The sequence below is a fragment of the Streptomyces hamibioticus genome (assembly GCF_047946815.1).
Lineage (GTDB): Bacteria > Actinomycetota > Actinomycetes > Streptomycetales > Streptomycetaceae > Streptomyces.
This window is the reverse complement of the sequence record NZ_JBKKQY010000001.1, coordinates 3,736,281-3,760,273: the sequence shown is the minus strand read 5'-3', so window position 1 is coordinate 3,760,273 and position 23,993 is coordinate 3,736,281. Positions and strand designations below refer to the sequence as shown.

At 69.2% G+C, this 23,993-nt stretch carries 26 protein-coding genes and 1 pseudogene; 13 read left to right on the top strand and 14 right to left on the bottom strand.

Translation table 11 applies throughout. The features are described from left to right. The first annotated feature begins 6 nt into the window (after positions 1-6). Entirely contained in the window at positions 7-879 is an 873-nt protein-coding gene (locus tag ACLGIH_RS16950) for a hypothetical protein (protein WP_416526088.1), read from the top strand. A gap of 198 nt (positions 880-1,077) precedes the next feature. Here ACLGIH_RS16950 and thiC read toward each other — a convergent pair whose 3' ends face one another. Beyond that, positions 1,078-2,871, bottom strand: a complete 1,794-nt coding sequence (gene thiC, locus ACLGIH_RS16945; protein WP_416526087.1) for a phosphomethylpyrimidine synthase ThiC — start codon at positions 2,869-2,871, stop codon at positions 1,078-1,080. 254 nt (positions 2,872-3,125) lie between these two features. Here thiC and ACLGIH_RS16940 point away from each other — a divergent pair, with 254 nt between their 5' ends. Next, positions 3,126-4,544, top strand: coding sequence for a YibE/F family protein (locus ACLGIH_RS16940; protein WP_416526086.1), 1,419 nt, complete (start codon positions 3,126-3,128; stop codon positions 4,542-4,544). Between the two features lie 76 nt (positions 4,545-4,620). Here ACLGIH_RS16940 and ACLGIH_RS16935 read toward each other — a convergent pair whose 3' ends face one another. The 4 genes from ACLGIH_RS16935 to ACLGIH_RS16920 all read right to left on the bottom strand — a co-directional run bounded on the left by ACLGIH_RS16935 (position 4,621) and on the right by ACLGIH_RS16920 (position 7,010). Next, on the bottom strand, positions 4,621-5,058 hold the full coding sequence (locus tag ACLGIH_RS16935; protein ID WP_416526085.1) for an SsgA family sporulation/cell division regulator: 438 nt from the start codon (positions 5,056-5,058) through the stop codon (positions 4,621-4,623). 127 nt (positions 5,059-5,185) lie between these two features. Continuing rightward, on the bottom strand, positions 5,186-5,929 hold the full coding sequence (locus ACLGIH_RS16930) for an IclR family transcriptional regulator (RefSeq protein WP_416526084.1): 744 nt from the start codon (positions 5,927-5,929) through the stop codon (positions 5,186-5,188). Between the two features lie 345 nt (positions 5,930-6,274). Beyond that, positions 6,275-6,487, bottom strand: coding sequence for a DUF5326 family protein (locus ACLGIH_RS16925; RefSeq protein WP_351057251.1), 213 nt, complete (start codon positions 6,485-6,487; stop codon positions 6,275-6,277). Between the two features lie 205 nt (positions 6,488-6,692). Beyond that, entirely contained in the window at positions 6,693-7,010 is a 318-nt protein-coding gene (locus ACLGIH_RS16920; protein WP_416526083.1) for a cupin domain-containing protein, read from the bottom strand. A 59-nt stretch (positions 7,011-7,069) separates the two neighbouring features. Here ACLGIH_RS16920 and ACLGIH_RS16915 point away from each other — a divergent pair, with 59 nt between their 5' ends. The 6 genes from ACLGIH_RS16915 to ACLGIH_RS16890 all read left to right on the top strand — a co-directional run bounded on the left by ACLGIH_RS16915 (position 7,070) and on the right by ACLGIH_RS16890 (position 11,809). Further along, positions 7,070-7,447 (top strand): phage holin family protein, encoded by a 378-nt coding sequence (locus tag ACLGIH_RS16915; RefSeq protein WP_416526082.1) that lies wholly within the window; start codon positions 7,070-7,072, stop codon positions 7,445-7,447. 6 nt (positions 7,448-7,453) lie between these two features. After that, complete coding sequence (locus ACLGIH_RS16910; RefSeq protein WP_416526081.1) at positions 7,454-7,948, top strand: low molecular weight protein-tyrosine-phosphatase; 495 nt, start codon at positions 7,454-7,456, stop codon at positions 7,946-7,948. Then, positions 7,945-9,138, top strand: a complete 1,194-nt coding sequence (locus ACLGIH_RS16905) for a cystathionine gamma-lyase (RefSeq protein ID WP_416526080.1) — start codon at positions 7,945-7,947, stop codon at positions 9,136-9,138. The genes ACLGIH_RS16910 and ACLGIH_RS16905 overlap by 4 nt, the downstream gene beginning before the upstream one ends. 205 nt (positions 9,139-9,343) lie before the next feature. Then, positions 9,344-10,249: a LysR family transcriptional regulator gene (locus ACLGIH_RS16900; protein WP_416526079.1), complete on the top strand. Its 906-nt coding sequence runs from the start codon at positions 9,344-9,346 to the stop codon at positions 10,247-10,249. 41 nt (positions 10,250-10,290) lie between these two features. Then, the gene (locus ACLGIH_RS16895) at positions 10,291-10,773 is read left to right on the top strand and encodes an NUDIX domain-containing protein (protein WP_416526078.1); all 483 of its coding nucleotides are present in this window, start codon (positions 10,291-10,293) and stop codon (positions 10,771-10,773) included. Positions 10,774-10,942: 169 nt separating this feature from the next. Next, complete coding sequence (locus ACLGIH_RS16890; protein WP_416526077.1) at positions 10,943-11,809, top strand: GNAT family N-acetyltransferase; 867 nt, start codon at positions 10,943-10,945, stop codon at positions 11,807-11,809. Positions 11,810-11,905: 96 nt separating this feature from the next. Here the strand turns inward: ACLGIH_RS16890 and ACLGIH_RS16885 are convergent, their stop codons facing one another. Then, entirely contained in the window at positions 11,906-13,114 is a 1,209-nt protein-coding gene (locus ACLGIH_RS16885) for an MFS transporter (protein WP_416526076.1), read from the bottom strand. 138 nt (positions 13,115-13,252) lie between these two features. Between ACLGIH_RS16885 and ACLGIH_RS16880 the strand changes: the two genes are divergently transcribed. Then, positions 13,253-13,717: a MarR family winged helix-turn-helix transcriptional regulator gene (locus tag ACLGIH_RS16880; protein WP_416526075.1), complete on the top strand. Its 465-nt coding sequence runs from the start codon at positions 13,253-13,255 to the stop codon at positions 13,715-13,717. A gap of 60 nt (positions 13,718-13,777) precedes the next feature. Continuing rightward, entirely contained in the window at positions 13,778-14,230 is a 453-nt protein-coding gene (locus tag ACLGIH_RS16875) for a GNAT family N-acetyltransferase (protein WP_416526074.1), read from the top strand. 53 nt (positions 14,231-14,283) lie between these two features. On the opposite strand, the gene ACLGIH_RS16870 is transcribed toward ACLGIH_RS16875, so the two are convergent. The 4 genes and pseudogenes from ACLGIH_RS16870 to dnaB all read right to left on the bottom strand — a co-directional run bounded on the left by ACLGIH_RS16870 (position 14,284) and on the right by dnaB (position 18,410). Continuing rightward, on the bottom strand, positions 14,284-15,669 hold the full coding sequence (locus tag ACLGIH_RS16870; RefSeq protein WP_416526073.1) for a serine hydrolase domain-containing protein: 1,386 nt from the start codon (positions 15,667-15,669) through the stop codon (positions 14,284-14,286). Positions 15,670-15,769: 100 nt separating this feature from the next. Further along, complete coding sequence (locus ACLGIH_RS16865) at positions 15,770-16,204, bottom strand: VOC family protein (protein ID WP_416526072.1); 435 nt, start codon at positions 16,202-16,204, stop codon at positions 15,770-15,772. 211 nt (positions 16,205-16,415) lie between these two features. Continuing rightward, positions 16,416-16,607: pseudogene (locus ACLGIH_RS16860) on the bottom strand (alpha/beta hydrolase); the annotation flags it as partial. A 324-nt stretch (positions 16,608-16,931) separates the two neighbouring features. Then, entirely contained in the window at positions 16,932-18,410 is a 1,479-nt protein-coding gene (gene dnaB / locus ACLGIH_RS16855) for a replicative DNA helicase (protein ID WP_416526071.1), read from the bottom strand. A gap of 459 nt (positions 18,411-18,869) precedes the next feature. Between dnaB and ACLGIH_RS16850 the strand changes: the two genes are divergently transcribed. After that, positions 18,870-20,207 carry an MATE family efflux transporter gene (locus ACLGIH_RS16850; protein ID WP_416526070.1) on the top strand — a complete coding sequence of 446 codons (1,338 nt, stop codon included), beginning with the start codon at positions 18,870-18,872 and terminating at the stop codon, positions 20,205-20,207. Positions 20,208-20,322: 115 nt separating this feature from the next. On the opposite strand, the gene rplI is transcribed toward ACLGIH_RS16850, so the two are convergent. From rplI to rpsF, 4 genes are all read right to left on the bottom strand, one after another. Continuing rightward, a complete protein-coding gene (rplI, locus tag ACLGIH_RS16845) occupies positions 20,323-20,769 on the bottom strand; it encodes a 50S ribosomal protein L9 (protein ID WP_416526069.1) in 447 nt (148 codons plus the stop codon). A gap of 18 nt (positions 20,770-20,787) precedes the next feature. Continuing rightward, on the bottom strand, positions 20,788-21,024 hold the full coding sequence (rpsR, locus tag ACLGIH_RS16840; protein WP_003949403.1) for a 30S ribosomal protein S18: 237 nt from the start codon (positions 21,022-21,024) through the stop codon (positions 20,788-20,790). 44 nt (positions 21,025-21,068) lie between these two features. Next, the gene (locus ACLGIH_RS16835; protein WP_416526068.1) at positions 21,069-21,647 is read right to left on the bottom strand and encodes a single-stranded DNA-binding protein; all 579 of its coding nucleotides are present in this window, start codon (positions 21,645-21,647) and stop codon (positions 21,069-21,071) included. A 77-nt stretch (positions 21,648-21,724) separates the two neighbouring features. After that, positions 21,725-22,015 (bottom strand): 30S ribosomal protein S6, encoded by a 291-nt coding sequence (gene rpsF / locus ACLGIH_RS16830; protein ID WP_416526067.1) that lies wholly within the window; start codon positions 22,013-22,015, stop codon positions 21,725-21,727. Positions 22,016-22,328: 313 nt separating this feature from the next. On the opposite strand from rpsF, the gene ACLGIH_RS16825 reads away from it, so the two are divergent. Then, complete coding sequence (locus tag ACLGIH_RS16825; protein ID WP_416526066.1) at positions 22,329-22,643, top strand: hypothetical protein; 315 nt, start codon at positions 22,329-22,331, stop codon at positions 22,641-22,643. A 181-nt stretch (positions 22,644-22,824) separates the two neighbouring features. Beyond that, positions 22,825-23,946 carry a peptidoglycan bridge formation glycyltransferase FemX gene (gene femX / locus ACLGIH_RS16820; protein WP_416526065.1) on the top strand — a complete coding sequence of 374 codons (1,122 nt, stop codon included), beginning with the start codon at positions 22,825-22,827 and terminating at the stop codon, positions 23,944-23,946. The last annotated feature ends 47 nt before the right edge of the window (positions 23,947-23,993 follow it).

The following is a 23,993-nucleotide window of genomic DNA, read 5'->3' as shown; positions in this document are numbered from 1 at the left end:
CGGGGGATGCACATGAACAGCGTTCCGCAGCAATTGTTGAGCGAGGACCGTCAAGAGTACGAGCGGATCCTCAACGAAGCGCTGCGCACCGCACCACACCGCCCGGAACTGGCCGCTGTCGGACAGCGGCTCAACCCCGAACAACTGCGCACCATGGCGCTGGGCGCCACCGCACTCATCACCGCCGCGGCGGCCACCGAGTACCGGCACTACGTCAAGGTCCGCGAAGAACTGCGCCACCCGGTGCCGTCCACCGCGCCGTCGTCCGTACGCGAGTCCGGTTCCGACGAGCCGGGCAGGGGCGCGGCGGGGCTGGCCGTCACCATGGGCGAGGTCGCCGAGGCGGCGGGCGCGGGCGCCGTCGCCATCGTCGCCGTGCTGGCACCGGTCCTCGCCGGGACCGCCGCGGCGATCTTCCTGCTGGTCGGGTACGTCCTGAAGATGCTCGACCCCGGACAGGCGTTCGCCCGGACCATGCTCACCACCGGATGGGTCTTCGGCGCCGTGACCGCCGTCGCGATTTTCGTCGCCGCCGTGGGACTGCTGCTCACGGCACTGCGCAACCGGCCCTCCGCCGAGGCCGGGACGTACGGTGAACTCGACGGGGAGCTGGCCCGGGCCAGGGACGCCTGGCGCGAGGCGCTGCTGGAACGCGGCATCCTGCCGTTCCTGCGGGAGGCGCTGGCCGACCCGAGCACGGTGAACATCCTGCACCGTGCGGCACCGCACGCGCCGGCCGGCCGCATGCCGCAGCTCGGCTACGACCGCCCGGGGTTCAGCAGCCCCGACGACGGCTCCGCCGCCGGGCACCGTCCGCGCTACTCCAGCCCGGACTACACCAGCCCCGACTTCGGCGGGCCGGAGCACCGACCGGAGTGAGCACCGGCCCGCGCTCCCCGCGCGGAAGGGTCCGCGCGGGGGAGCGCCCGCCGGTCGCACGCCGGTGCAGTACCGCGGCCCGCCAGGTCAGGAAGGTCCCGCCCGGTCGCAGGCGCAGGACGGCCGGTCCCGGCCCCCGGCTCCGCCGAGCCCCCTCGGCCGGGAGGGGAAAGCTCAGCGGGCGGCCGGAGCAGGGGCTCAGTCCGCCAACGGGAGGTACACCCGGTTCCCGGCGGCCGCGAACTCCTGCGACTTCTGGGCCATGCCCTCCTCGATCTCGGCCTGGCTGCCGCCGTGCTCGCGGCGGATGTCCTGCGAGATCTTCATCGAGCAGAACTTCGGCCCGCACATCGAGCAGAAGTGGGCCGTCTTGGCGGGCTCGGCCGGCAGGGTCTCGTCGTGGAACTCCCGTGCCGTGTCCGGGTCGAGAGCCAGGTTGAACTGGTCCTCCCACCGGAACTCGAAGCGGGCGTCGGACAGCGCGTCGTCCCATGCCTGCGCATCAGGGTGTCCCTTGGCGAGGTCGGCTGCATGTGCGGCGATCTTGTAGGTGATGACGCCGGTCTTGACGTCGTCGCGGTTGGGCAGGCCCAGGTGTTCCTTGGGCGTGACGTAGCAGAGCATGGCCGTGCCCCACCAGGCGATCATCGCGGCACCGATGCCGGAGGTGATGTGGTCGTACGCCGGCGCGACGTCCGTCGTCAGCGGGCCGAGCGTATAGAACGGAGCTTCATCGCAGATCTCCTGCTGAAGGTCGATGTTCTCCTTGATCTTGTGCATCGGGACATGGCCCGGGCCCTCGATCATGGTCTGAACATGGAAACGCTTCGCGATGCGGTTGAGTTCCCCGAGCGTCTCCAACTCGGCGAACTGCGCCCGGTCGTTGGCGTCGGCGATCGACCCCGGACGGAGGCCGTCGCCGAGCGAGTACGTGACGTCGTAGGCGGCGAGGATCTCGCAGAGCTCCTCGAAGTTCTCGTAGAGGAACGACTCCTTGTGGTGCGCCAGGCACCACGCCGCCATGATCGAACCGCCCCGCGAGACGATGCCCGTCTTGCGGTTCGCGGTCAGCGGCACGTACGGCAGGCGCACGCCCGCGTGGACGGTCATGTAGTCCACGCCCTGCTCGGCCTGCTCGATGACCGTGTCCTTGTAGATCTCCCAGGTCAGTTCCTCGGCCTTGCCGTCGACCTTCTCCAGCGCCTGGTAGAGCGGCACGGTACCGATCGGCACGGGGGAGTTGCGCAGCACCCACTCACGGGTCGTGTGGATGTTCCGCCCGGTGGAGAGGTCCATGACCGTGTCGGCGCCCCAGCGGGTCGCCCAGGTCATCTTCTCGACCTCCTCCTCGATGGAGGAGGTGACCGCCGAGTTTCCGATGTTGGCGTTGACCTTCACCAGGAACCGCTTGCCGATGATCATCGGCTCGATCTCGGGGTGGTTGACGTTGGCCGGCAGTACGGCCCGCCCCGCCGCGATCTCCTCGCGCACGACCTCCGGCGAAACGTTCTCCCGGATGGCCACGTACTCCATCTCGGGCGTGACCTCGCCCCGGCGGGCGTACGCGAGCTGTGTGACCGCCTGTCCGTCCCGGCCGCGCCGGGGCTGGCGCGGCCGCCCGGGGAAGACCGCGTCGAGGTTGCGCAGGCCACCGCGCGGCGAGGTGTGCTTGATCCCGTCGTCCTCGGGGCGCACGGGACGGCCCGCATACTCCTCGGTGTCGCCGCGGGCGATGATCCAGTTCTCCCGCAGCGGCGGCAGGCCCCTGCGGACATCGGTATCGACCAGTGGATCGGTGTAAGGGCCCGATGTGTCGTACAGCGTGACCGACTGCCCGTTGGTGAGATGCACCTGACGGACCGGCACCCGCAGGTCGGGGCGCGAGCCCTCGATGTACCCCTTGTGCCAGCCGATGGACTTTCCGGCCTCCGCGGCCTCTCCGTTGGTGGAGTTCTGCGTGGAGGCAGGCGTGCTTGCGTCCTTGATGGTCATGAGACCTACTCCCTACGCCGGCATTACCCGGTAACAGGTTCGGCGGTCGACGCAGCGGTACCCGTCCGCCGACGTTTCGTGTGAAACATCACTCGTCTTCGGTGACGTTTCATGTGAAACATCGCTGGGACGGAGGTCAGCGCCCTCTCAGCCCGGTGCTCCGAGCTCCCGCGTGTACAAACGTGCCCCCCACGCTAGCGTCAATTCGGGCGTGCTGAACAGGGGGCCCGCTCGGTTCTTGCGATGATCGGTCGGTGACCACATCGCAGCAGCCCCCTTTCCCTCCGCCCGATCCGCGCCATGGACAGGGCGGTTCCGGTCCCGGTGGCGGCGGGGAGGGACACGGGCACGGACACGGACACGGGCAAGGACCCGGGCACGGGCACACGCACAGCCACGGACCCGCGACGCCGGTCTCCCAGCATCTGCGCAAGGTCATCGCAGCGGTCCTCATCCCGTTCGCCGCGGCGGTGGTCGTGGGTCTCGCGGTGCTGTGGCCGGGCGGTGCGCCGCCGCACGAGCGCACCGGCGTGGGTTTCGACCGGCAGACACAGCAGGCCACGGTCACCGAGGTGGTCGAGGTCGACTGCCAGGACGTCAACGCCTCGGGCGTCCCCCCGACCGGCGACACCTCGACCGCGGAGGGCTCCTCGGCGGTGCAGCGGCAGAACGGCACCTGCGGCAGGGCGACGATCCGCGTCGACACCGGCAAGGACAAGGGCCGCACGTTCACCGAGATCGTGCAGCCCGACCAGTCGCGGCAGCTGCGCGAGGGCCAGGAGGTCGTGGTCGCCTACGAGCCCTCCGCCCCCGAAGACCTGCAGTACTCGGTGGCGGACATCAACCGCCGGCTGCCGATGGCGCTGCTCGCCGGAATCTTCGCGGTCGCCGTCGTGGTCGTCGGACGCCTGCGGGGCCTCATGGCACTGATCTCGCTGGCCATCAGCTTCCTGGTGCTGAACTTCTTCATCCTCCCCGCGATCCTGCAAGGATCGAACCCTCTGATCGTGGCGGTGGTCGGGGCGAGCGCCATCATGCTCATGGCGCTGTATCTGTGCCACGGGCCGTCGGCCAGGACCTCGGTGGCGGTGCTCGGCACCCTGATCTCGCTGCTGCTGATCGGTGTCTTGGGGTCGATGTTCATCGGCTGGGCGGCGCTGACCGGCAACACGGACGACAACACCGGTCTCATCCACGGCCTGTACCCGTCGATCGACATGAGCGGTCTGCTGCTCGCCGGCGTCATCATCGGCTCCCTCGGCGTCCTGGACGACGTGACGGTCACCCAGACGTCGGCGGTCTGGGAGCTGCACGACGCCAACCCGACACTGGGCCGGCGGGGTTTGTACCGCGCGGGCATCCGCATCGGCCGCGACCACATCGCGTCCGTCGTCAACACGCTGGTCCTCGCCTATGCGGGTGCCGCCCTGCCGCTGCTGCTGCTGTTCTCGATCGCGCAGAGCAGCGTGGGAACGGTCGCCAACAGCGAGCTGGTCGCCGAGGAGATCGTGCGCACGCTGGTCGGCTCCATCGGCCTGGTGGCGTCGGTGCCGGTCACCACGGCGCTCGCGGCTCTGGTCGTCTCGGCCGACCGCTCCGGTCCCGGGGCGGCGCCGGCCGGCGGCGGCGCGGCTCCGGCACGCGGGGGCCGAGGCCGCCGTCGCAAACGCTGACGCTCGCCCGCTCGCCCGCTCGCCCGCTCGCCCGCGGCGAAGCGTTACGCCACCGACGTACGGCTGCCGTGACGCGTCAGCCCGCGCTCTGTTCCTCTGCCAGGATGCGGTCCAGGGCCTCGTCGAGATGGGCGTCGAAGTCGGCGAGCGCCCCCTCCTGGCCCAGCGGCACCAGCTTGTCCGTGCGGTCGAGGAAGGCCACCAGCGGAGCCGCCGAGGAGCGGAACAACGCCTGGTCACAGCCGACCTGAAGACGGATCAGCACCTCGGCCAGCGGTTCGGGATCCACGGGCTGGATCCGCACGTCCCCGTCGCCGCACGGCCGCCCCACCCCGTCGATCAGCAGTTCGCGGCCGAAGGCCCAGGTCACCGGAGCGTCGCCGGGCAGATGGAAGGTCAGCCGTACGGCATAGGGATCACAGGTCTCGTAGCGCAGCTCCACCGGGATGCGGAACGAGAGCTCCTCGGACACGAGAAAGCTCATCATGACCTCTGCCTGAACGGACTCGCGCATCGCCTACCCCGTCATTCGCCGTCGACTGGCCGGGAAATCAAAACCGCTGGATGAAATCGCTGGGTCAAACCTCTGATACTGGTGGCATCTTGCTGAACGTACACACCAGATCACAAGGAGTGAGTTTTCAGATACTGATAGAGAGCGCGAGCGAGCCCAGAAGCCGCCCCACTTCGTCCTGCAGCCGCAGCGCCGCGGGCAGCAGGCGGTCGGCCTGGTGGACGGGCAGCGAGATCGCCATCGTCGCGGCCGTGGTGCCGACGGTGATGGGAATCGCCGCGCATACCGTCCCCAGGGCGTACTCCTGGTGTTCGACGACCGGGTCCATCCGTCGCGCGTCGGCCAGCCGACGCAGCAGCTGCCGGTCGTCACGCACCGTGTACGGCGTGATCGACTGCACGGGGTAGCGGTCGAGGTGGTCGCGGCGGGCGGCCTCGTCCAGCTGCGACAGCAGGCACTGCCCGATGGCGTGGGCGTGCCCGGTCTCCCGGAAGTCGGCCCACTCCTCGACCGCCGGGTTGCCGGGGGTGTCGGAGACGCAGACGACCTCGATCTCGCCGTCGCAGTACATGGCGTAGTACACGGGTACGCCGATCGCGTCGCGCCAGCGGGCGAGCGCGTCGACGACCGTGCTGCGACGTTTCTGCCGCGCCCCCCTGCCGGCCAGGCGCTCGGCCGCGTCTCCCAGGAAGAACAGCCCCTTGTCGCGCCGGAGATAGCCCTCGTGCACGAGGGTGCGCAGGAGATGATAGGCCGTGGGGAGGGCCAGGCCGGTCTCGCGGGCCAGCTGCTTGGCCGGAGCTCCGTACGGGTGCTCGGCGACGCACTCCAGCAGGCGCATCGCGCGCTGCACGGAACCGATGAGCGTCATGGACGGCGAGTCCGCACCCGGTGGGTCCGCGGCCCGCGCCTCGGCGGGGTCTCTGCCCTCGGAGGGCGCCTCCGCGGAGGGAGGCGTCGAGTGAGGCTGCACAGGCAGTGCGTGCAGCGGAGCGGATGCGGTTTGAGCCGTGGCCAAGGGTCACTCCCGAAGCGCGAGGGGGCAGCCCGTGCGGGGAACACGGGGCGGGGGTGTACGCCGCTCGCGGGGGATCGTCCCCGCGTGGAGTTTCGGACTCTAACCGGCTGTTACCGCTTGCATACGTTCGGTGCGGGAAACTTCCCTCGGGCGAGGGAACCGGTGATTCCTGTTACCGCCACCGGTGCCCCACTGCCCTCACCAGTCGCTTCGGGAGGATGAACTCGCCGTGAACTTCCGTACGACGTAGATCAGTCCGCCGACCAGGGCGACGAAGACCAGCACCTTGAACAGAAGTCCGATCACGAAGCCGACCACACTGGCGATCAGCCCGCCGAACACCACCAGGGCGATGACCGGCACCGCGACCCACTTCACCCACCACGGCAGTCCCGCGAAGATCTCTCGCATCGCCCTCGTCCTCACCTCTTCGTCCGTCCCCGTCACCCGTCCGACTGGCCGGGTCCTGCGGGGTCCGGGAACCTGTCCGGGAGTCCCATCGAGGGAATCTCCCTCTGTCCTGCACTCGATGCTAGGGGCGCGAACGGTCCGGGCGGGCGCCCGGCATCCCTTGTCCTCCCCTGACCGGTCCCCTAGGGAATCCCGGGCCGGCGGCTCAGCTCTCGGGCGGAGAGAACACCACCAGAACTCGCAGGTCCTCGCTGATGTGGTGGAACTTGTGGGCGACACCGGCCGGCACGTACACCACGCTGCCGCGGGCGACCTGCGTGGTCTCCATGCCGACGGTGATCGAAGCGCGGCCGCTCACGACGAAGTACACCTCGTCCTGGGCATGCGGCTGCTGCGGGTCGGCCGTCCCCGCGTCGAGCGCGTACAGTCCGACCGACATGTTCCGCTCCCGCAGGAACTGGAGGTACGCCCCGTCGTTGGCGGCGCGCTCCGCCTCCAGTTCGTCCAGCCGGAATGCCTTCATCGCCCTGTCCGCCCCTGCCTCGCCAGTCATTTCCGAGCGTGTCTGCCACGATCAGACACATGAAGAATTTCCTAGTCAAGACGATCGCCAACGCGGGAGCCCTGGCCGTCGCCGTGTGGCTGCTGGACAAGATCACCCTGGCCGGGGGCAGCACGGGCGAGAAGGTCGGCACGCTGATCCTCGTCGCGCTGGTCTTCGGCCTGGTGAACCTGCTGGTCAAGCCGGTCGTGCAGCTGCTGACCCTGCCGCTGTTCATCCTGACCCTCGGCCTGTTCACCCTGGTGGTGAACGCGCTCATGCTGTTGCTCACCTCCTGGCTGGCCGATCAGCTCGACCTGAGTTTCCACGTGGAGGGATTCTGGACCGCGGTCCTGGGCGGCCTGATCGTCTCGGTCGTCTCCTGGGCCCTCAACGCCTTCCTGCCCGACAAGGACTGAGTCCCGATGACCTACCACGTCTGTTTCGTGTGCACCGGCAACATCTGCCGCTCCCCGATGGCCGAGTCGGTCTTCCGCGCGCGTGTGGCGGAGGCCGGTCTGGAGGGCCTGGTCGAGGTGGACAGCGCCGGCACGGGCGGCTGGCACGAGGGCGAGGGCGCCGACCCGCGCACCATGGCCGTCCTGGAGCGCAACGGCTACGACCTGGACCACACGGCCCGGCAGTTCCACGTGTCCTGGTTCTCCCGTCTGGACCTCGTCGTCGCCCTCGACGCGGGCCACCTGCGGGCGCTGCGCCGACTGGCTCCGACCGAGCAGGACGCGGCGAAGGTACGGCTCCTGCGGTCCTACGACCCCGCCGCCCGGGGTGCCGGTCTCGACGTTCCCGACCCGTACTACGGGGGCGCGGACGGCTTCGAGGAGTGCCTTGAGATGGTGGAGGCGGCGAGCACCGGGCTGCTCGCCGCGGTACGTGACCATGTGGAAGGACGGGCGGCATGAGCGATTCCGCCACGCACGACGGGGACGGGCACAACAGGGCCGGCACGAGCACGGAAGCACTGCCTCCGGGCGCCGGTGACGGCACGCGCGCGGTGCGGGCGGGGCTCCCGGAGCCGGTGAAGCATGAACCGGCCTTGCCCGGCCCCGTGTTCGCCGCCCACTTCCATCTCCCGGGCGACCCCACCGGCCCGTATACCTACGGGCGCGACGAGAACCCCACCTGGACGCTGCTGGAGCAGGCCATCGGCGCTCTGGAAGCGCCGGGACGGGACGACGTCGAGACGTTGGCGTTCGCCTCCGGCATGGCCGCCATCTCGTCGGTGATCTTCTCCCAGCTGCGCGCCGGGGACGTCGTCGTCCTGCCCAGCGACGGTTACCAGGTGCTTCCCCTGGTGCGTGAGCAGCTGGAGGCGTACGGCATAGAGGTGCGCACGGCGCCGACCGGCGGCGACGCCCAGCTCGACGTGCTGGACGGCGCCCGGCTGCTGTGGATCGAGACGCCGTCGAACCCGGGGCTCGACGTGTGCGACGTCCGGCGGCTCGTCGAGGCGGCACACGCGCGTGGCGCTCTTGTCGCCGTCGACAACACCCTCGCCACCCCGCTGGGCCAGCGGCCGCTGGAGCTGGGCGCCGACTTCTCCGTGGCCAGCGGGACCAAGCAGCTCACCGGCCACGGTGACATCCTCCTCGGGTACGTCGCCGGACGCGGCGGCGCGGCCATGACCGCCGTACGGCGCTGGCGAAAGATCGTCGGAGCGATTCCCGGGCCGATGGAGGCCTGGCTCGCCCACCGGTCCATCGCCACGCTCCAGCTGCGCGTCGACCGGCAGAACGCCACCGCGCTGCGGCTGGCCGAGGCCCTGCGGGAGCGGCCGGAGGTGACCGGACTGCGCTACCCGGGGCTGCCCGACGACCCGTCGCACAAGGTCGCCTCCCAGCAGATGCGACGCTATGGGTGCGTCGTTTCCTTCACGCTGCCCACTCGCGCGCGTGCCGATCGCTTTCTCGACGCGCTGCGCCTTGTGGACGACGCGACGAGCTTCGGCGGGGTGCGGTCCACTGCCGAGCGGCGCGGACGCTGGGGCGGCGACGCGGTGCCGGAGGGCTTCATCCGGTTCTCGGTCGGAGCGGAGGATCCCGACGACCTGGTCGCGGACGTACTGCGGGCACTGGACGTCTCGGCGGACTGAATCCGGCCATGCGAACGACGGACGGTCCGAGCCTCCCCCCTCGTGGCTCGGACCGTCCTCGGTTCCGCGCGCGAAGAACCGCGCAAACAAGGCTAGTTGACTCAGTGTCAGTGTCCAATCACAGTAGCGACAGAGACCTATCGACATATTTATAGTGGTGCGTGGCCGGGGGGCCGGGAGAAGGGCAGGGGAGGGGACGTTTTCCGTGGATCTGGCCTTACTGCGCACCTTCGTGACCGTGCACCGGGCCGGTTCCTTCACGCGTGCGGCCGCCCTGCTCGGCCTTTCCCAACCGGCCGTCACCTCGCAGATCCGCACACTGGAACGGCAGCTCGGCCGGCCTTTGTTCCTCCGGCAGGCACGCGGTGTGACGCCGACGAGCATCGGTGACGAACTCGCGCACAAGGCCGCGCCGCATCTCGACGCCCTGGTGGAGATAGCCGAGTCCGGGCTGGACGACACCTCCTCCTTGCGCACACTGCATCTCGCCGGGCCCCCGGAGTTCACCGCCGAGCGAGCACTGCCCGCCCTCACGGAGCTGACCGGCGAGGACGGTCAGGGCTTCGCGTTGCGCGTCTCCTTCGGGAACGCCGAAGAATCCCTGGAGGGACTGGCCGCCGGCCATCACGATCTGGCTATCGGCACCGTCCGTCCGCGCGGCACCCTGCTCACGGCGACTCCGCTCTGCGACGAGGAGCACGTCCTCATCGCCGCGCCGCGCTGGGCCAAGCAGGCGGCCACCGGCGCCCCCGGCCGCGACGGCGCGCCGGCCCTTGAGCAGGTCCCGGTCGTCGAGGTGCACGAGTCGCTGCCCCTGGTCACCCGCTACTGGGCGTCCGTCTTCGACTCCTGCCCCGCCGCCACGGGCACGGTCATCGTTCCCGACCTGCGTGCGGTGCTCGCCTGTGCCGTCGCGGGCGCCGGTCTTGCGGTGCTGCCACGCTATCTGTGCACGGAGGCTCTCCGGCGCGGCGACGTCGTCGCCCTGCACGAGCCGACCGTGCCGCCACTGCGGACGTACTTCCTCGCCGTGCGCACCGGCACCCTCGCGATGCCGCACATCGCCAGGGCCCACGAGTGGCTGCTCCGGTCGGCGGCCGACTGGAACTGAGACGAGGTTTCACGTGGAACCAGCCGGGCCACATTTCCTGCATGACCGTCCGACCCGTGGTCAAGCGCACCGCTCGTGCCGTTCTTCTGGACGGCGACGATCTGATCCTGATCAAGCGCACCAAGCCCGGCGTGGATCCCTACTGGGTCACTCCGGGCGGTGGGGTCGAGCCGGGAGACACCACCGTCGTCCACGCCCTGCACCGTGAGGTGTACGAGGAACTCGGTGCCAAGATCACCGACGTGGTGCCGTGCTTCGTCGACACCGTGGAGCACATCGGGGAAGACGGCGGCGCGACCGGTGTGAAGGTGCAGCACTTCTTCGTCTGCCGTCTGGAATCCATGGACCCCTCCCTGCGGCACGGCCCCGAGGTCGAGGAGCCCACCGGCGAGTACGAGATCGTGCGGGTGCCGTTCACCCGGGTCGGCATCGCATCCGTCCATCTGGTCCCGCTGTCCCTGCGGCACTACCTTGACGGCAATATCGAAGGGGTGCGCGCCATGCATGCCCCCGACCTCGGATGACACCGGTCCAGGTCGGTTCCCTGCGCCCACTCGCCGCCCTCGCTGTTTCACGTGAAACGTCGTGCGGATGACCGTCCGCTGTGCAGTCGGACACGGCATGGCCAAAAGCTCGCGTCTCTCAGCCGAAACAGGTGGACGCCAGGGCCCCTCGTCAGCCAGCCTGACCTGCGTGCCGACTCCTTCCCTTGCCGCTCTGCCGATCCGCCGCCTGACGCTTCGCGATCTCACCGCGTGCGCCGACTTGTCCGAGGACCGGGGGTGGCCACGCGAAGAGCACAAATGGAGTTTCCTGCTCACGGCCGGCAAGGGCTACGGCATCGACGACCCCGACGGCGGACTCGTGAGTGCCTGCGCCGTCACCGAGTACGGGCCGCACGACCGCCCCGCCCTGGCAGCCATCGGCATGGTGCTGGTCGCCGAACGGCATGCCCGGCAAGGCGTCGGGCGTCGGCTGATGCGCCACGTGACCGCGACGATGGGCCCCACCCCCCTCACACTGCACGCGACCCCGAGCGGTCAACCGCTCTACGAGGAGATCGGATTCAAGGTCACCGGGCGGGCCGAAATGGTGCGCGGCCACTTCACGCCGGGCGACTCCGTGCCGGAGGTCACCACCCGGGCGGCCACCGCGGAGGACATCACCACCATCCTGCGGCTCGACGAGGAGGTGTTCGGCGTCGACCGCACGCATATCGTCACCCGGCTGCCCGCCTTCGCCGACCAGCTGCGGGTGGCGGAGGAGAACGGCCGGCTCATCGGATACGCGGCGGCTTGGCCCAACATGGACACCCAGGTCGTGGGACCGCTGATCGCCCGTGACACGGACACCGCCAAGGCCCTGATCGCTTCCCTCGCCGCCCACACCGACCGCCCGCTGCGCACCGACATCGATGTGCGCCACGACGAGCTGATCAGCTGGGCGAAGGCCCACGGCCTGGCGTCCATCGCCTTCAACGTCGTCATGACGCACGGCATCACGCAACTGCCCGGTGACTGGAGCCGGCGGTTCGCCCCGCTGACGGTGGCAGCCGGGTGACCCTTCCGCTCCACCTGGTCGGCCCGCTGGGTGGTGCGTCGGCTCAGGCGAGGGCATCGGCGTCCCGGGTGGTCGAGCTGGGCGATGGTGGAGGGCTCAGTGGTGGACGGCGGTCTGCGGTCCGGTGGGCGCGGAAGACGTGACCACGGTGCTGGGGGCGCTGTCGCGCCGCTCGAGGGCCGCCGAGAGCACGGCGAGGAGCAGGGCCGCCGCGGCCATGCCGGCGCCGACCCAGTTGGGGGCGGTGTAGCCGAGGCCGGCGGCGATGACGAGGCCGCCGAGCCAGGCGGACAGCGCATTGCCGAGGTTGAAGGCGCCGATGTTCACGGCCGAAGCCAGGGTCGGGGCCCCGTGCGCCTGGTCCAGGACGCGCTTCTGCAGCGGCGGGACGGTGGCGAAGCCCAGGGCGCCGATCAGAACGATGGTCACGGCCGCCGCCGGCTCGTTGTGCGCGGTGAGCGTGAACAGGGCCAGCACGACGGCCAGGGCGCCGAGGGAGACGTACAGCATGGGCATCAGGGCCCGGTCGGCGAACCGGCCGCCGACGAGGTTGCCGCCGACCATGCCGAGTCCGAAGAGGACCAGCAGCCAGGTGACCGAGCCGTCGGCGTACCCGGCGACATGGGTCATCATCGGCGCGATGTAGGTGATGGCCGCGAAGACGCCACCGAAGCCGAGGACGGTCATCGCCATGGCGAGCAGGACCTGGACGTTCTTGAAGGCGGCCAGCTCATGACCCAGCCGTACGCCCTGTGGCTTGGGCATGTCGGGGACCAGCCGCGCGATGCCGGCCAGCCCGACGAGGCCGAGAGCGGCGACGATGCCGAAGGTGACGCGCCAGCCGACGGACTGGCCGACGAACGTGCCCAGCGGGACGCCGACGACGTTGGCGACGGTCAGCCCGGTGAACATCATCGCGATCGCTCCGGCCTTCTTGTGCGGGGCGACCAGGTCGGCCGCCACGACCGAACCGATGCCGAAGAAGGCGCCATGGGCGAGCGAGGCCACCACCCGGCCGATCAGCATGACCGAGAAGGCGGGCGCGAGGGCGGAGAGCAGGTTGCCGACGGTGAACAGGCCCATCAGCAGCATCAGCATCCGCTTGCGGGACACCTTGGTGCCGAGCACCGTCATCAGCGGGGCGCCCAGCACCACGCCGAGCGCGTAGCCGGTCACCAGGAACCCGGCAGTGGGGATGGAGACCCCGTAGTCGCTCGCGACCTCGGGCAGCAAACCCATGATCACGAACTCGGTCGTCCCGATCCCGAAGGCCCCGATCGCCAGGGCCAGAAGCGCGAGAGGCATGGGGTACACCTTCCCAAGTCATTGCAGGAGCGCTTTACGCGCGTACACATTAGTTGCAGACGCTGGATGTAGGCAAAAGCGGTCTATTGCAGTGCTGGTCTATCCTGGTCTCAGCCGCCCGGGACGGAGGAAACGCCCATGACAGCGACAGACCCCGCACTCACCGCCCTCGCCCAGGGTTGGTGTGCGCTCTCCCTGTTGCACGGAAGGATCGAGGCGCAGATCGAACGCGCCCTGCAGGCGGGACACGGGTTGAGCGCACGCGAGTACTCCCTGCTCGACGTGCTCAGCAGGCAGCACGACGGCGACGGAGGACATCTGCAGATGAAGCAGGTCGCCGATGCCGTGGTCCTCAGCCAGAGCGCCACCACACGCCTGGTCACCCGGCTCGAGGACAGAGGCCTGCTCGAGCGCTATCTGTGTCCCACCGACCGCCGGGGTATCTACACCGACGTCACCGAGGCCGGCCTGAAGCTTCTGGAAGAGGCCCGGCCCACCAACGACGCCGCACTGCGCGAGGCACTCGACGAGGCCGCGAAGAACCCCGAGCTGGCGCCACTGGTCCGGGCCGTGGAGACCCTCAAGGCACCGGTCCCGGCATAGGTCCTGCCCTGCCCCTACCAGGCCGTGCGCGTAGGGCGCGGTCATACGTAGGGTGCGGCCATGGGAGATCTTGAGATACGGCTCGCCGCCAAGGACGACGTGCCCGCGATCGTCGCGCTGCTCGCCGACGACCCCCTGGGCGCCCAGCGTGAGTCACCTGACGAGCTGGGCCCCTATCTGGCCGCTTTCGAGCGGCTCAGCACCGATCCCAACCAGCATCAGGTGGTCGCCGTACGCGAAGGCCGGGTCGTCGGCACCCTCCAGCTGACAATCATTCCCGGGCTGTCCCGGCGCGGCGCGACACGGTCGATCATCGAAGCCGTCCGCGTCCACGCAGACGAACGCGGCAGTGGCCTGGGCACACGGCTCATCGAGTGGGCGATCGACGAATCTCGTCGGCTGGGCTGCCAGTTGGTGCAGCTGACCTCCGACGCCAGCCGTATCGATGCTCACCGTTTCTATGAGCGGTTGGGCTTCACGCCCTCGCACGTGGGCTTCAAGCTCCCGCTCTGACGGACGCGTGCCCTGTTTCACGTGAAACAGGGCACCCTTCGGCCGGTGGGGAGCTACTCGATCCCCCGCCAGCCCTCCGGGTCCACCCCGCCCGGCACGGGAGCCTCCTCGTCATAGGGCCTACGGGTGAACACGAAGGACCCGAGGTCCAGATGGCTCACGGTCCCGTCCGGGCACCGCACGGCCCGCAGCACCTCTCCCGCGTAATAGCCCTCCAGCCCGGTCCAGGTGCCGTCCCCGTTCGCCCGGAAGCGCGAGCGGCGGCCGGCGCCCGACAACGGCTCCAATGAGACGCCCCCGTCCGTGGTGAGCCGCAGGGCAAAACCCTGCGTGCCCCAGTACCACGGCCCGGCCAGCTCCAGCACGGAGTCGTCGACGTCCGACAGCGGGCGCCACGGCTCGGGGATCCGGGGCTCGGCCTCGGCGACGATACCGACCAGATCGGCGCCCACCATGGACAGCAGCGGGCCGGAGGTGCAGTTGGCCAGTACGACCGCCGCCACGTCGTCCTCGGCGCTGAGGGTGAGGTTCGCCAGAAAGCCCGGCAGGGAGCCGGAGTGACCCACCAGCAGCCGCCCGTTCCGGTGCTGGATCTGCAGCCCGAGCCCGTACGCCACACCGTCCGCCACCTCCGCCGCCTCGGCCGGTGCCGCGGGCGCCCGCATCTCCCGGACGGTTTCCGGACTCAGCACCTTCTCGTCCCCGTGCGTCAGGAAGGCGGCGAACCGCGCCAAGTCCCCAGTGGTGGACCAGAGCTGGCCCGCCGGGGCCATCCGGCCGAGGTCCTCGGCGGGCTCGGCCAGCAGCACATCGGCCCATGGGTGCACCGCCCAGCCGCCGGCGTGAGGCGCCTGCGGTCGTCCGGTCGTACGGCCCAGGCCCAGGGGCTTGAGCACCTCCTGCCGCAGCACGTCCTCCCAGGAGGCGTCGCGCAGCTTCTCGACGAGGGCGCCCAGCAGGGTGTAACCGGGGTTCGAGTAGTGGTGCCTACGACCCACCGGGTGCCGGAAGGGCTGCCGTCCCAGTACGTCGGCGAGGTCCGGACGCAGAGAGCCGGGGGTCCGCTCCCACCACGGCGCGGGCGACTCGGCGGCCAGTCCCCCTGTGTGCGCAAGGAGCTGCGCGATCGTGGCCTCGCCCGCCCCGGTGCCCGGCAGGTGCTTCTCCAGCGGGTCCCCGAGGTCGAGCAGGCCTTCGTCACGCAGCCGGAGCACCAGGACGGCAGTGAAGGTCTTGGTGATCGAGCCGATCCGGTACTGGACATTCTCGTCCGGGCCGTGCCCATCCATCGAGGTCCGCGCACCATGCCAGACGGCACGTCCACCCCGTACCACCGCCGCGACCAACGACGGCGCCCGTCCCTCGGCCTGGGCGACGGCGATCCGGTGCAGCAGCGCACGCCGGGTACCGGGAAGCAGCTCTTCCTGATGTGTCGTCATCCCTCCAGTCCACCGGCCAGGACCCCCTGAGTCGAGTCCATTTCCGGGGACTGGCCGCGTCTTGGTCCATAGGGACAGAACGAGGACACCTTCGCCGCCCTCAGTCGAGACAGAACTCGTTGCCCTCGATGTCCTGCATCACGAGGCACGATTCGTTCACCCCATCGGCGAGCAGCAGTCGCACGCGTACCGCGCCGAGCGCCACCAGTCGTGCGCACTCGGCCTCAAGCGCGGCCAGGCGCTCCTCGCCCACGAGCCCGGTGCCGACCCGCACATCGAGGTGCAGCCGATTCTTGACGACCTTGCCTTCGGGAACGCGCTGAAAGAACAGTCGCGGGCCCACACCCGAAGGATCAACGCATGCGAACGCCGCCCCCTGACGGTCCGGCGGCAGCGAGCGATCGAACTCGTCCCAAGTGGCAAATCCCGCCGGCGGCGGCGGTACGACGTATCCCAACACCTCGCACCAGAAGCGAGCGACGCGCTCAGGTTCCGCGCAGTCGAAGGTGACTTGGAACTGCTTGATCGACTCCATCGGTCCACCCTAGAGGCGTGTGCCGTCCGGCGAAATACTGAAGTGTCATCGCCGGGCGGGACGATCGCCTGAGACAGGGGACACTGCGCAGGACGCGGATCGGAGAACTGCAAGGGGAAATGGCAGAATCTCCGGTCCGCTGCCATATGGCGACTTTGTAACCCATTGTCTTCCGGCGTCTCAGACGGTGACGACGGGTGGAGCCTCAGGATCATGTCATTTCCTGGATCGAGGCTCGGAGTGCCTTACGCAGGAGCTCGTCGAACTCGGCAGGGTGCGTGGTCAGGCCAGTGTGCCCGCCGGGAAAGTGCTGGAGCTCCGTGCCGAGACGCTCGGCCAGGTAGGCGGCCGCGCGGTAGGGCAGCTCACCCCGCGAGTCCTGGCCGCCGGCGAGCACCAGCCGGGCTGGTCGCATAGGCGCCGAAGGCGGCGACGTCCGCGTCGATGACGTCCATCAACCGACTCTGCACCACCAGCACGGGGCCCGGGGCGGGCAGGTGGGAGCCTACGAGTCCGGGAAAGACCGAGTCCGCAGCCTCCGGAGCAGTGGCTGCCGCGGCTACGCCACGGCACCGCCAGCGACACAGCGCGGAGATACCCACCGCTCCCCATGGACGGTTCTCCTCGACAACTCCGTCGGCGCGACGGTGACTCACCGCCACATGCTCGACCGGCCCGACCGCCACGATTCGACCCTGCTGAGCCAGAGAACACACAAAGGGGACGATCAGGTCTGCGCCATGTCCACGAAGCGGGAGTAGTGCCCCTGGAAGGCGACGGTGATGGTCGCCGTCGGGCCGTTTCGGTGCTTGGCCACGATCAGGTCGGCCTCGCCCGCGCGCGGCGACTCCTTCTCGTAGGCGTCCTCGCGGTGCAGCAGGATGACCATGTCGGCGTCCTGCTCGATGGAGCCGGACTCACGCAGGTCGGAGACCATCGGCTTCTTGTCGGTGCGCTGTTCGGGGCCGCGGTTCAGCTGGGAGAGCGCGATGACCGGGAGCTCCAGTTCCTTGGCCAGCAGCTTGAGGTTCCGGGACATGTCCGAGACCTCCTGCTGGCGGCTCTCGGCGCGCTTGGAGCCGCCGGACTGCATCAGCTGGAGGTAGTCGATGACCACCAGCTTCAGGTCGTTGCGCTGCTTGAGGCGGCGGCACTTCGCGCGGATCTCCATCATCGACAGGTTCGGCGAGTCGTCGATGTAGAGCGGAGCGGCCGACACATCGGGCATCCGACGGGCCAGACGCGTCCAGTCGTCGTCCGTCATCGTCCCGGACCGCATGTGGTGGAGGGCGACGCGGGCCTCGGCGGACAGCAGACGCATCGCGATCTCGTTGCGCCCCATCTCGAGGGAGAAGATGACACTGGGCAAATTGTTCTTGATCGAGGCAGCCCGCGCGAAGTCCAGCGCGAGCGTCGACTTGCCCATCGCGGGACGCGCGGCGATGACGATCATCTGTCCCGGGTGCAGACCGTTGGTCAGCGAGTCGAAGTCCGTGAACCCCGTGGGCACACCGGTCATCTCGCCGCTGCGCGAGCCGATCGCCTCGATCTCGTCGAGAGCGCCCTCCATGATGTCGCCGAGCGGCAGGTAGTCCTCGCTGGTGCGCTGCTCGGTGACCGCGTAGATCTCGGCCTGGGCGCGGTTGACGATCTCATCGACGTCGTCGTCGGCCGCGTATCCCATCTGCGTGATCCGCGTTCCCGCCTCGACCAGGCGGCGCAGTACGGCGCGCTCATGGACGATCTCCGCGTAGTACGCCGCGTTCGCCGCCGTCGGTACGGTCTGGACCAGCGTGTGCAGATACGACGCCCCGCCGACCTTGTTGATCTCGCCGCGCTTGGTCAGCTCGGCGGCGATCGTGATCGGGTCGGCCGGCTCCCCCTTGGCGTAGACGTCGAGGATCGCCAGGTAGATGGTCTCGTGGGCCGGCTTGTAGAAGTCGTGGCCCTTGAGGATCTCCACGACGTCGGCGATGGCGTCCTTGGACAGCAGCATGCCGCCGAGCACCGACTGCTCGGCCTCCAGGTCCTGGGGCGGCACCCGCTCGAACGACGGTGCGGACTCGTCCCACACCCCGGCGTCCCGGCCGCGTTCGTGCTGCTCGTCGCGGCCCCGGACCTGATCGCCACGCCGGCGGGAGGCGGGCAGACGATCACTGGGCCCGCTGTCGGCCCACGGCTCGTCCAAGGGCTCGGAAATACTCACCGAGCCACCTCCTCCCGTCCGCGGCGCGGACCTCGCCGTGCCACTCATTTCTACGGCACGGCACTGACAAACAAGAGACCCAACTCCGGTTGTGGCGCGTCGGATTTGCGACGTTTGACGGGGCGACGGTCGGAGCGGGCGCCGCACCACGGTAGGCCCGCGGGCACCGTCAGCCAATCTGGTTATCCACAGGCCATGTGGACGACGACCCAGATGCTGTGGAGAACTCCGCTAAACCTGTGCACGAGCCGGTGGACAGCCCTGTGAACAAGCCCTCGTCACCCTCGCAGATACGGCTGTGACCTGCCGTTTTGCCATCCACTGGCTGTGCAGAAGAAAAACTTCCCCGGTCGGCTCAAGATCATCGAGGACCACGCACAGACATGCGCATCCCCAGTCACGAGGTAAGGGTCACAAAAGCTTTGCATCACTTACCTGTGGACGATTAGATTGGTGCTCATGACACAGGCTCCCGAGCGCACCCAGCCGGTCCGGCGTCGGCATGACCGAGAGATCATCGCGCTGGCCGTTCCGGCCTTCGGCGCGCTCGTCGCCGAGCCCCTTTTCGTCATGGCCGACAGTGCGATCGTCGGCCACCTCGGCACCGCACAACTCGCTGGTCTCGGCGTCGCGTCGGCCCTCCTCACCACCGCCGTCAGCGTCTTCGTCTTCCTCGCCTACGCCACCACGGCAGCCGTCGCCCGGCGGGTCGGCGCCGGTGACCCCCAGGCCGCCATCCGGCAGGGCATGGACGGCATCTGGCTCGCCCTGCTGCTCGGCACGGCCGTCATCGCGGTCGTGCTGCCCACGGCACCGTCCCTCGTGGAACTCTTCGGCGCCTCCGACACCGCGGGCCCCTACGCGACCACCTATCTGCGGATCTCCACGCTCGGCATCCCCGCCATGCTCGTCGTCCTCGCCGCCACCGGCGTCCTGCGCGGTTTGCAGGACACCAGGACGCCGCTCTACGTGGCCGTCGCGGGCTTTGTCACCAATGCCGTACTGAACGTCGTTCTCGTCTACGGCGTCGGTCTCGGCATCGCGGGCTCCGCCTGGGGCACCGTCATCGCCCAGTGCGGCATGGCCACGGTCTATCTGGTGGTGGTCGTCCGCGGGGCACGCCGTCATGGCGCCTCCCTGCGTCCGGACGCCGCCGGTATCAGGGCGTCCGCGCAGGCGGGGGTGCCACTGCTGGTCCGCACCCTCTCGCTCCGGGCGATCCTGCTGATCACCACGGCGGTGGCCGCCCGGCTCGGTGACGCCGACATCGCCGCCCATCAGATCATCCTGTCGTTGTGGAGCCTGCTCGCCTTCGCCCTCGACGCGATCGCCATCGCCGGGCAAGCCATCATCGGGCGGTACCTGGGAGCCGGCGATGCCCAGGGCGCCCGAGACGTCTGCCGCCGGATGGTGGCCTGGGGCATAGCGGTCGGGATCGCCCTCGGCCTGCTGGTGGTGATCAGCCGCCCGGTGTTCCTCCCTCTGTTCACCAGCGACTCCGCGGTCAAGGACACCGCCCTGCCCGCGCTGGTGATCGTGGCGCTCTCCCAACCCATCTGCGGCGTCGTGTTCGTCCTGGACGGCGTCCTGATGGGCGCGGGCGACGGTCCGTATCTCGCCTGGGCGATGCTGCTCACCCTGGCGGTCTTCACTCCTGTCGCGCTGCTCGTCCCGGTGCTCGGTGGCGGACTCACCGCACTCTGGGCGGCCATGACGCTGATGATGACCGTGCGCATGCTGACCCTCTGGCTCCGTACTCGGTCGGGCCGCTGGATCGTGACAGGCGCGACGCGCTGACGGTTTCACGTGAAACATCGCGTTTCACGTGCATCACCGAGTGCCTTCGCACGACGACGGGGCCGCCCCCCGAAGGGAGCGGCCCCGTCGCTCACTGCTACAGCGAGCGCGGCGCTCAGGCCGCGACGACCTCGATGTTGACCGTGGCGGCAACCTCGGGGTGCAGACGCACGGACGTCTCGTGGGCGCCCAGCGTCTTGATCGCCGAGGCGACCTCGATGCGGCGCTTGTCGACCTCGGGGCCACCGGCAGCCTTGATCGCCGAGGCGATGTCGGCCTGGGTGACGGAGCCGAAGAGACGGCCGGCGTCGCCGGCACGGACGGCCAGGCGGACCTTGACGCCCTCGAGCTGGGCCTTCACCTGGTTGGCCTGCTCGATGGTGTGGATCTCGTGGATCTTGCGAGCACGACGAATCTGCTCGACGTCCTTCTCGCCGCCCTTGGTCCAGCGGATCGCGAACTTCCGCGGGATCAGGTAGTTACGGGCGTAACCGTCCTTGACGTCGACGACATCGCCCGCAGCGCCGAGGCCGGAGACCTCGTGGGTGAGGATGATCTTCATGAGTCGGTCACCCTTCCCTTAACGCGCAGTGGAGGTGTAGGGCAGCAGCGCCATCTCACGGCTGTTCTTCACAGCCGTGGCGACGTCACGCTGGTGCTGGGTGCAGTTGCCGGTCACGCGGCGGGCACGGATCTTGCCGCGGTCGGAAATGAACTTCCGCAGCATGTTCGTGTCCTTGTAGTCCACGTACGTGACCTTGTCCTTGCAGAATGCGCAGACCTTCTTCTTCGGCTTGCGCACAGGCGGCTTCGCCATGGTGATTCTCCTGTGTGATCAAGAAGTTGGGGTACGAACCGCCCTTAGAAGGGAGGCTCGTCCGAGTAGCCGCCGCCCTGGCCGCCGCCGGGGGCACCGCCCCAGCCGCCGCCACCCTGCTGGCCACCGGCGGGAGCGCCGGTCGCCCACGGGTCGTCGGCGGGAGCGCCGCCGCCCTGCGGAGCGCCGCCGGGGCCTCCGCCCCAGCCGCCGCCCTGCTGGCCGCCACCGCCGCCGTAACCACCCTGGCCACCGCGGCCCGTGGTCTTGGTGACCTTGGCCGTGGCATTGCGCAGGCTGGCGCCGACCTCGTCGACGTCCAGCTCGTAGACCGTGCGCTTGACGCCCTCACGGTCCTCGTAGGACCGCTGCTTCAGCCGGCCCTGCACGATCACGCGCATGCCTCGCTGGAGCGACTCGGCGACGTTCTCCGCCGCCTGGCGCCAGACCGAGCAGGTCAGGAAGAGGCTTTCGCCGTCCTTCCACTCGTTGGTCTGGCGGTCGAAGGTGCGGGGGGTCGACGCGACACGGAACTTCGCGACGGCCGCACCGGACGGGGTGAAGCGCAGCTCGGGGTCGTCGACAAGATTGCCGACGACCGTGATGACGGTCTCGCCTGCCATGGGGGAACCTCTCGGCGGGTTTGCTGCTGGCTGCTTGTGCTGCTACTCGGAGCCCGGGATCAGCTGAGCGGAAGGGCTCAGTGGGTCTCGGGACGGAGGACCTTGGTCCGGAGGACCGACTCGTTCAGGTTCATCTGGCGGTCGAGCTCCTTGACGACCGCAGGCTCGGCCTGCAGGTCGATGACCGAGTAGATGCCCTCGGGCTTCTTCTTGATCTCGTACGCGAGACGACGACGGCCCCAGGTGTCGACCTTCTCGACCTTTCCGCCACCGTCACGGATGACGGAAAGGAAGTTCTCGATCAGCGGAGAGACAGCGCGCTCCTCGACGTCGGGGTCGAGGATGACCATCACCTCGTAGTGACGCATGTGGAACCCACCTCCTTCGGACTCAGCGGCCACGGTCGTTCCGTGGCAGGAGGGTTGTGATGCGTACGCCTCGGTGTCTGTCAGTAAAACAGCGGCCACTGACAATCGGGGGTGCCGATCAGGACCGCGGCAGGACCGCGGCAGGCCCCCGGGACGGGGGTACCAGGGCAGTTACTGGGCAGACACCGGTGCAGACGGTACACAGTACCCGCACACCGGCTTCCGGTTGAAATCCGGCCGCGGAGCCGGTCAATCTGTACACATCGGGTGTGTATGGCGCTACGATGCGCCGCATTTTCGCAGGAGGTGCCCTATGGCACAGGCATTGCGACCCAACACCGGCGGAGGCCTCTTCGCCACGGACGGCAAGCCCCACCCACTCCAGGACGCCCTGCTCGCGGTGACCCTGGTCCTGGGCATCACGTCGTTCATCACGGCGATGTTCCACCATCTGCACCTGCTCAGCTCCTGGACCGGCCTGCTGGGGATCCTCACCGGCGCGTACGGGCAGTGGATCTCGGAGACGACCCGTGAACGCTTCGGCCTGATCCTGGGCCTGGGCGCAGCGGCCATCGGCTTCTTCCTGGGCATGGCGCACGGCGGCCTCTTCGGCGGGGTCTTCGACTGACGCCAGGGACGCCCCCGGGAGAGCCACCACATTCCGAACACCGCGCAGCACCCGGCCGCCCGCCGGCCGGGTGCAAAGGTGCCGTGCGCCCAGCCGGGGCGCCCCGCGGGCGCAGTAGGCTTCGCGCGAGAGCCGGAGCCCCTGTACCCATGGGGACACACCAGCCCGAGGAGCGCCCCGAATGAGCCTGACCCTGAGGACCATCAGTCGCGAGCAGCATCTGGCGTACATCCAGACCCTGCCCTCGGCGAGCCACATGCAGGTCCCGGCCTGGGCTGACGTCAAGGCGGAATGGCGCTCGGAGAACCTCGGCTGGTTCGACGACCGGACCGGCGAACTGGTCGGTGCCGGTCTGGTCCTCTACCGGCAGCTGCCCAAGATCAAGCGCTACCTGGCCTACCTGCCCGAGGGACCGGTCATCAACTGGTTCGCGCCGAACCTCCAGGACTGGATGGAGCCGATGCTGGCGCACCTGAAGCAGCAGGGTGCCTTTTCGGTCAAGATGGGCCCGCCGGTGATCATCCGGCGCTGGGACGCGGCGTCCATCAAGAAGGGCATCCAGGACCCGGACGTCAAGCGCCTGCGCGACATCGAGGCCGACCACATCGAGCCGCGCGCCTTCGAGGTCGCCGACAAGCTCCGCCGGATGGGCTGGCAGCAGGGTGAGGACGGCGGCGCCGGCTTCGGCGACGTGCAGCCCCGGTACGTCTTCCAGGTTCCGCTGGCGGGCCGTTCCCTGGAAGAGGTGCACAAGAACTTCAACCAGCTGTGGCGCCGCAACATCAAGAAGGCCGAGAAGGCCGGCGTCGAGGTCGTGCAGGGCGGCTACCACGATCTGGAGGAGTGGCAGCGGCTGTACGAGATCACGGCCGTGCGCGACCACTTCCGGCCGCGCCCGCTGTCGTACTTCCAGCGCATGTGGTCCGCGCTGAACACCGAGGACCCCAACCGCATGCGGCTGTACTTCGCCCGCCACAACGGCGTGAACCTGTCGGCGGCGACCATGCTGATCGTCGGTGGCCACGTCTGGTACTCCTACGGCGCCTCCGACAACATCGGCCGCGAGGTCCGGCCGTCGAACGCGATGCAGTGGACCATGCTCCGCGACGCCTACGCGCTCGGTGCCAGCGTCTACGACCTGCGCGGCATCTCCGACTCGCTGGACGAGACCGACCACCTCTTCGGCCTGATCCAGTTCAAGGTCGGCACCGGCGGGCAGGCGGCCGAGTACCTCGGCGAGTGGGACTTCCCGCTCAACAAGCTGCTCCACAAGGCGCTCGACATGTACATGTCGCGCCGCTGATCCACAGCCGCTGAACCACAGCCCCCTTTCGCATCCTTTGACACACC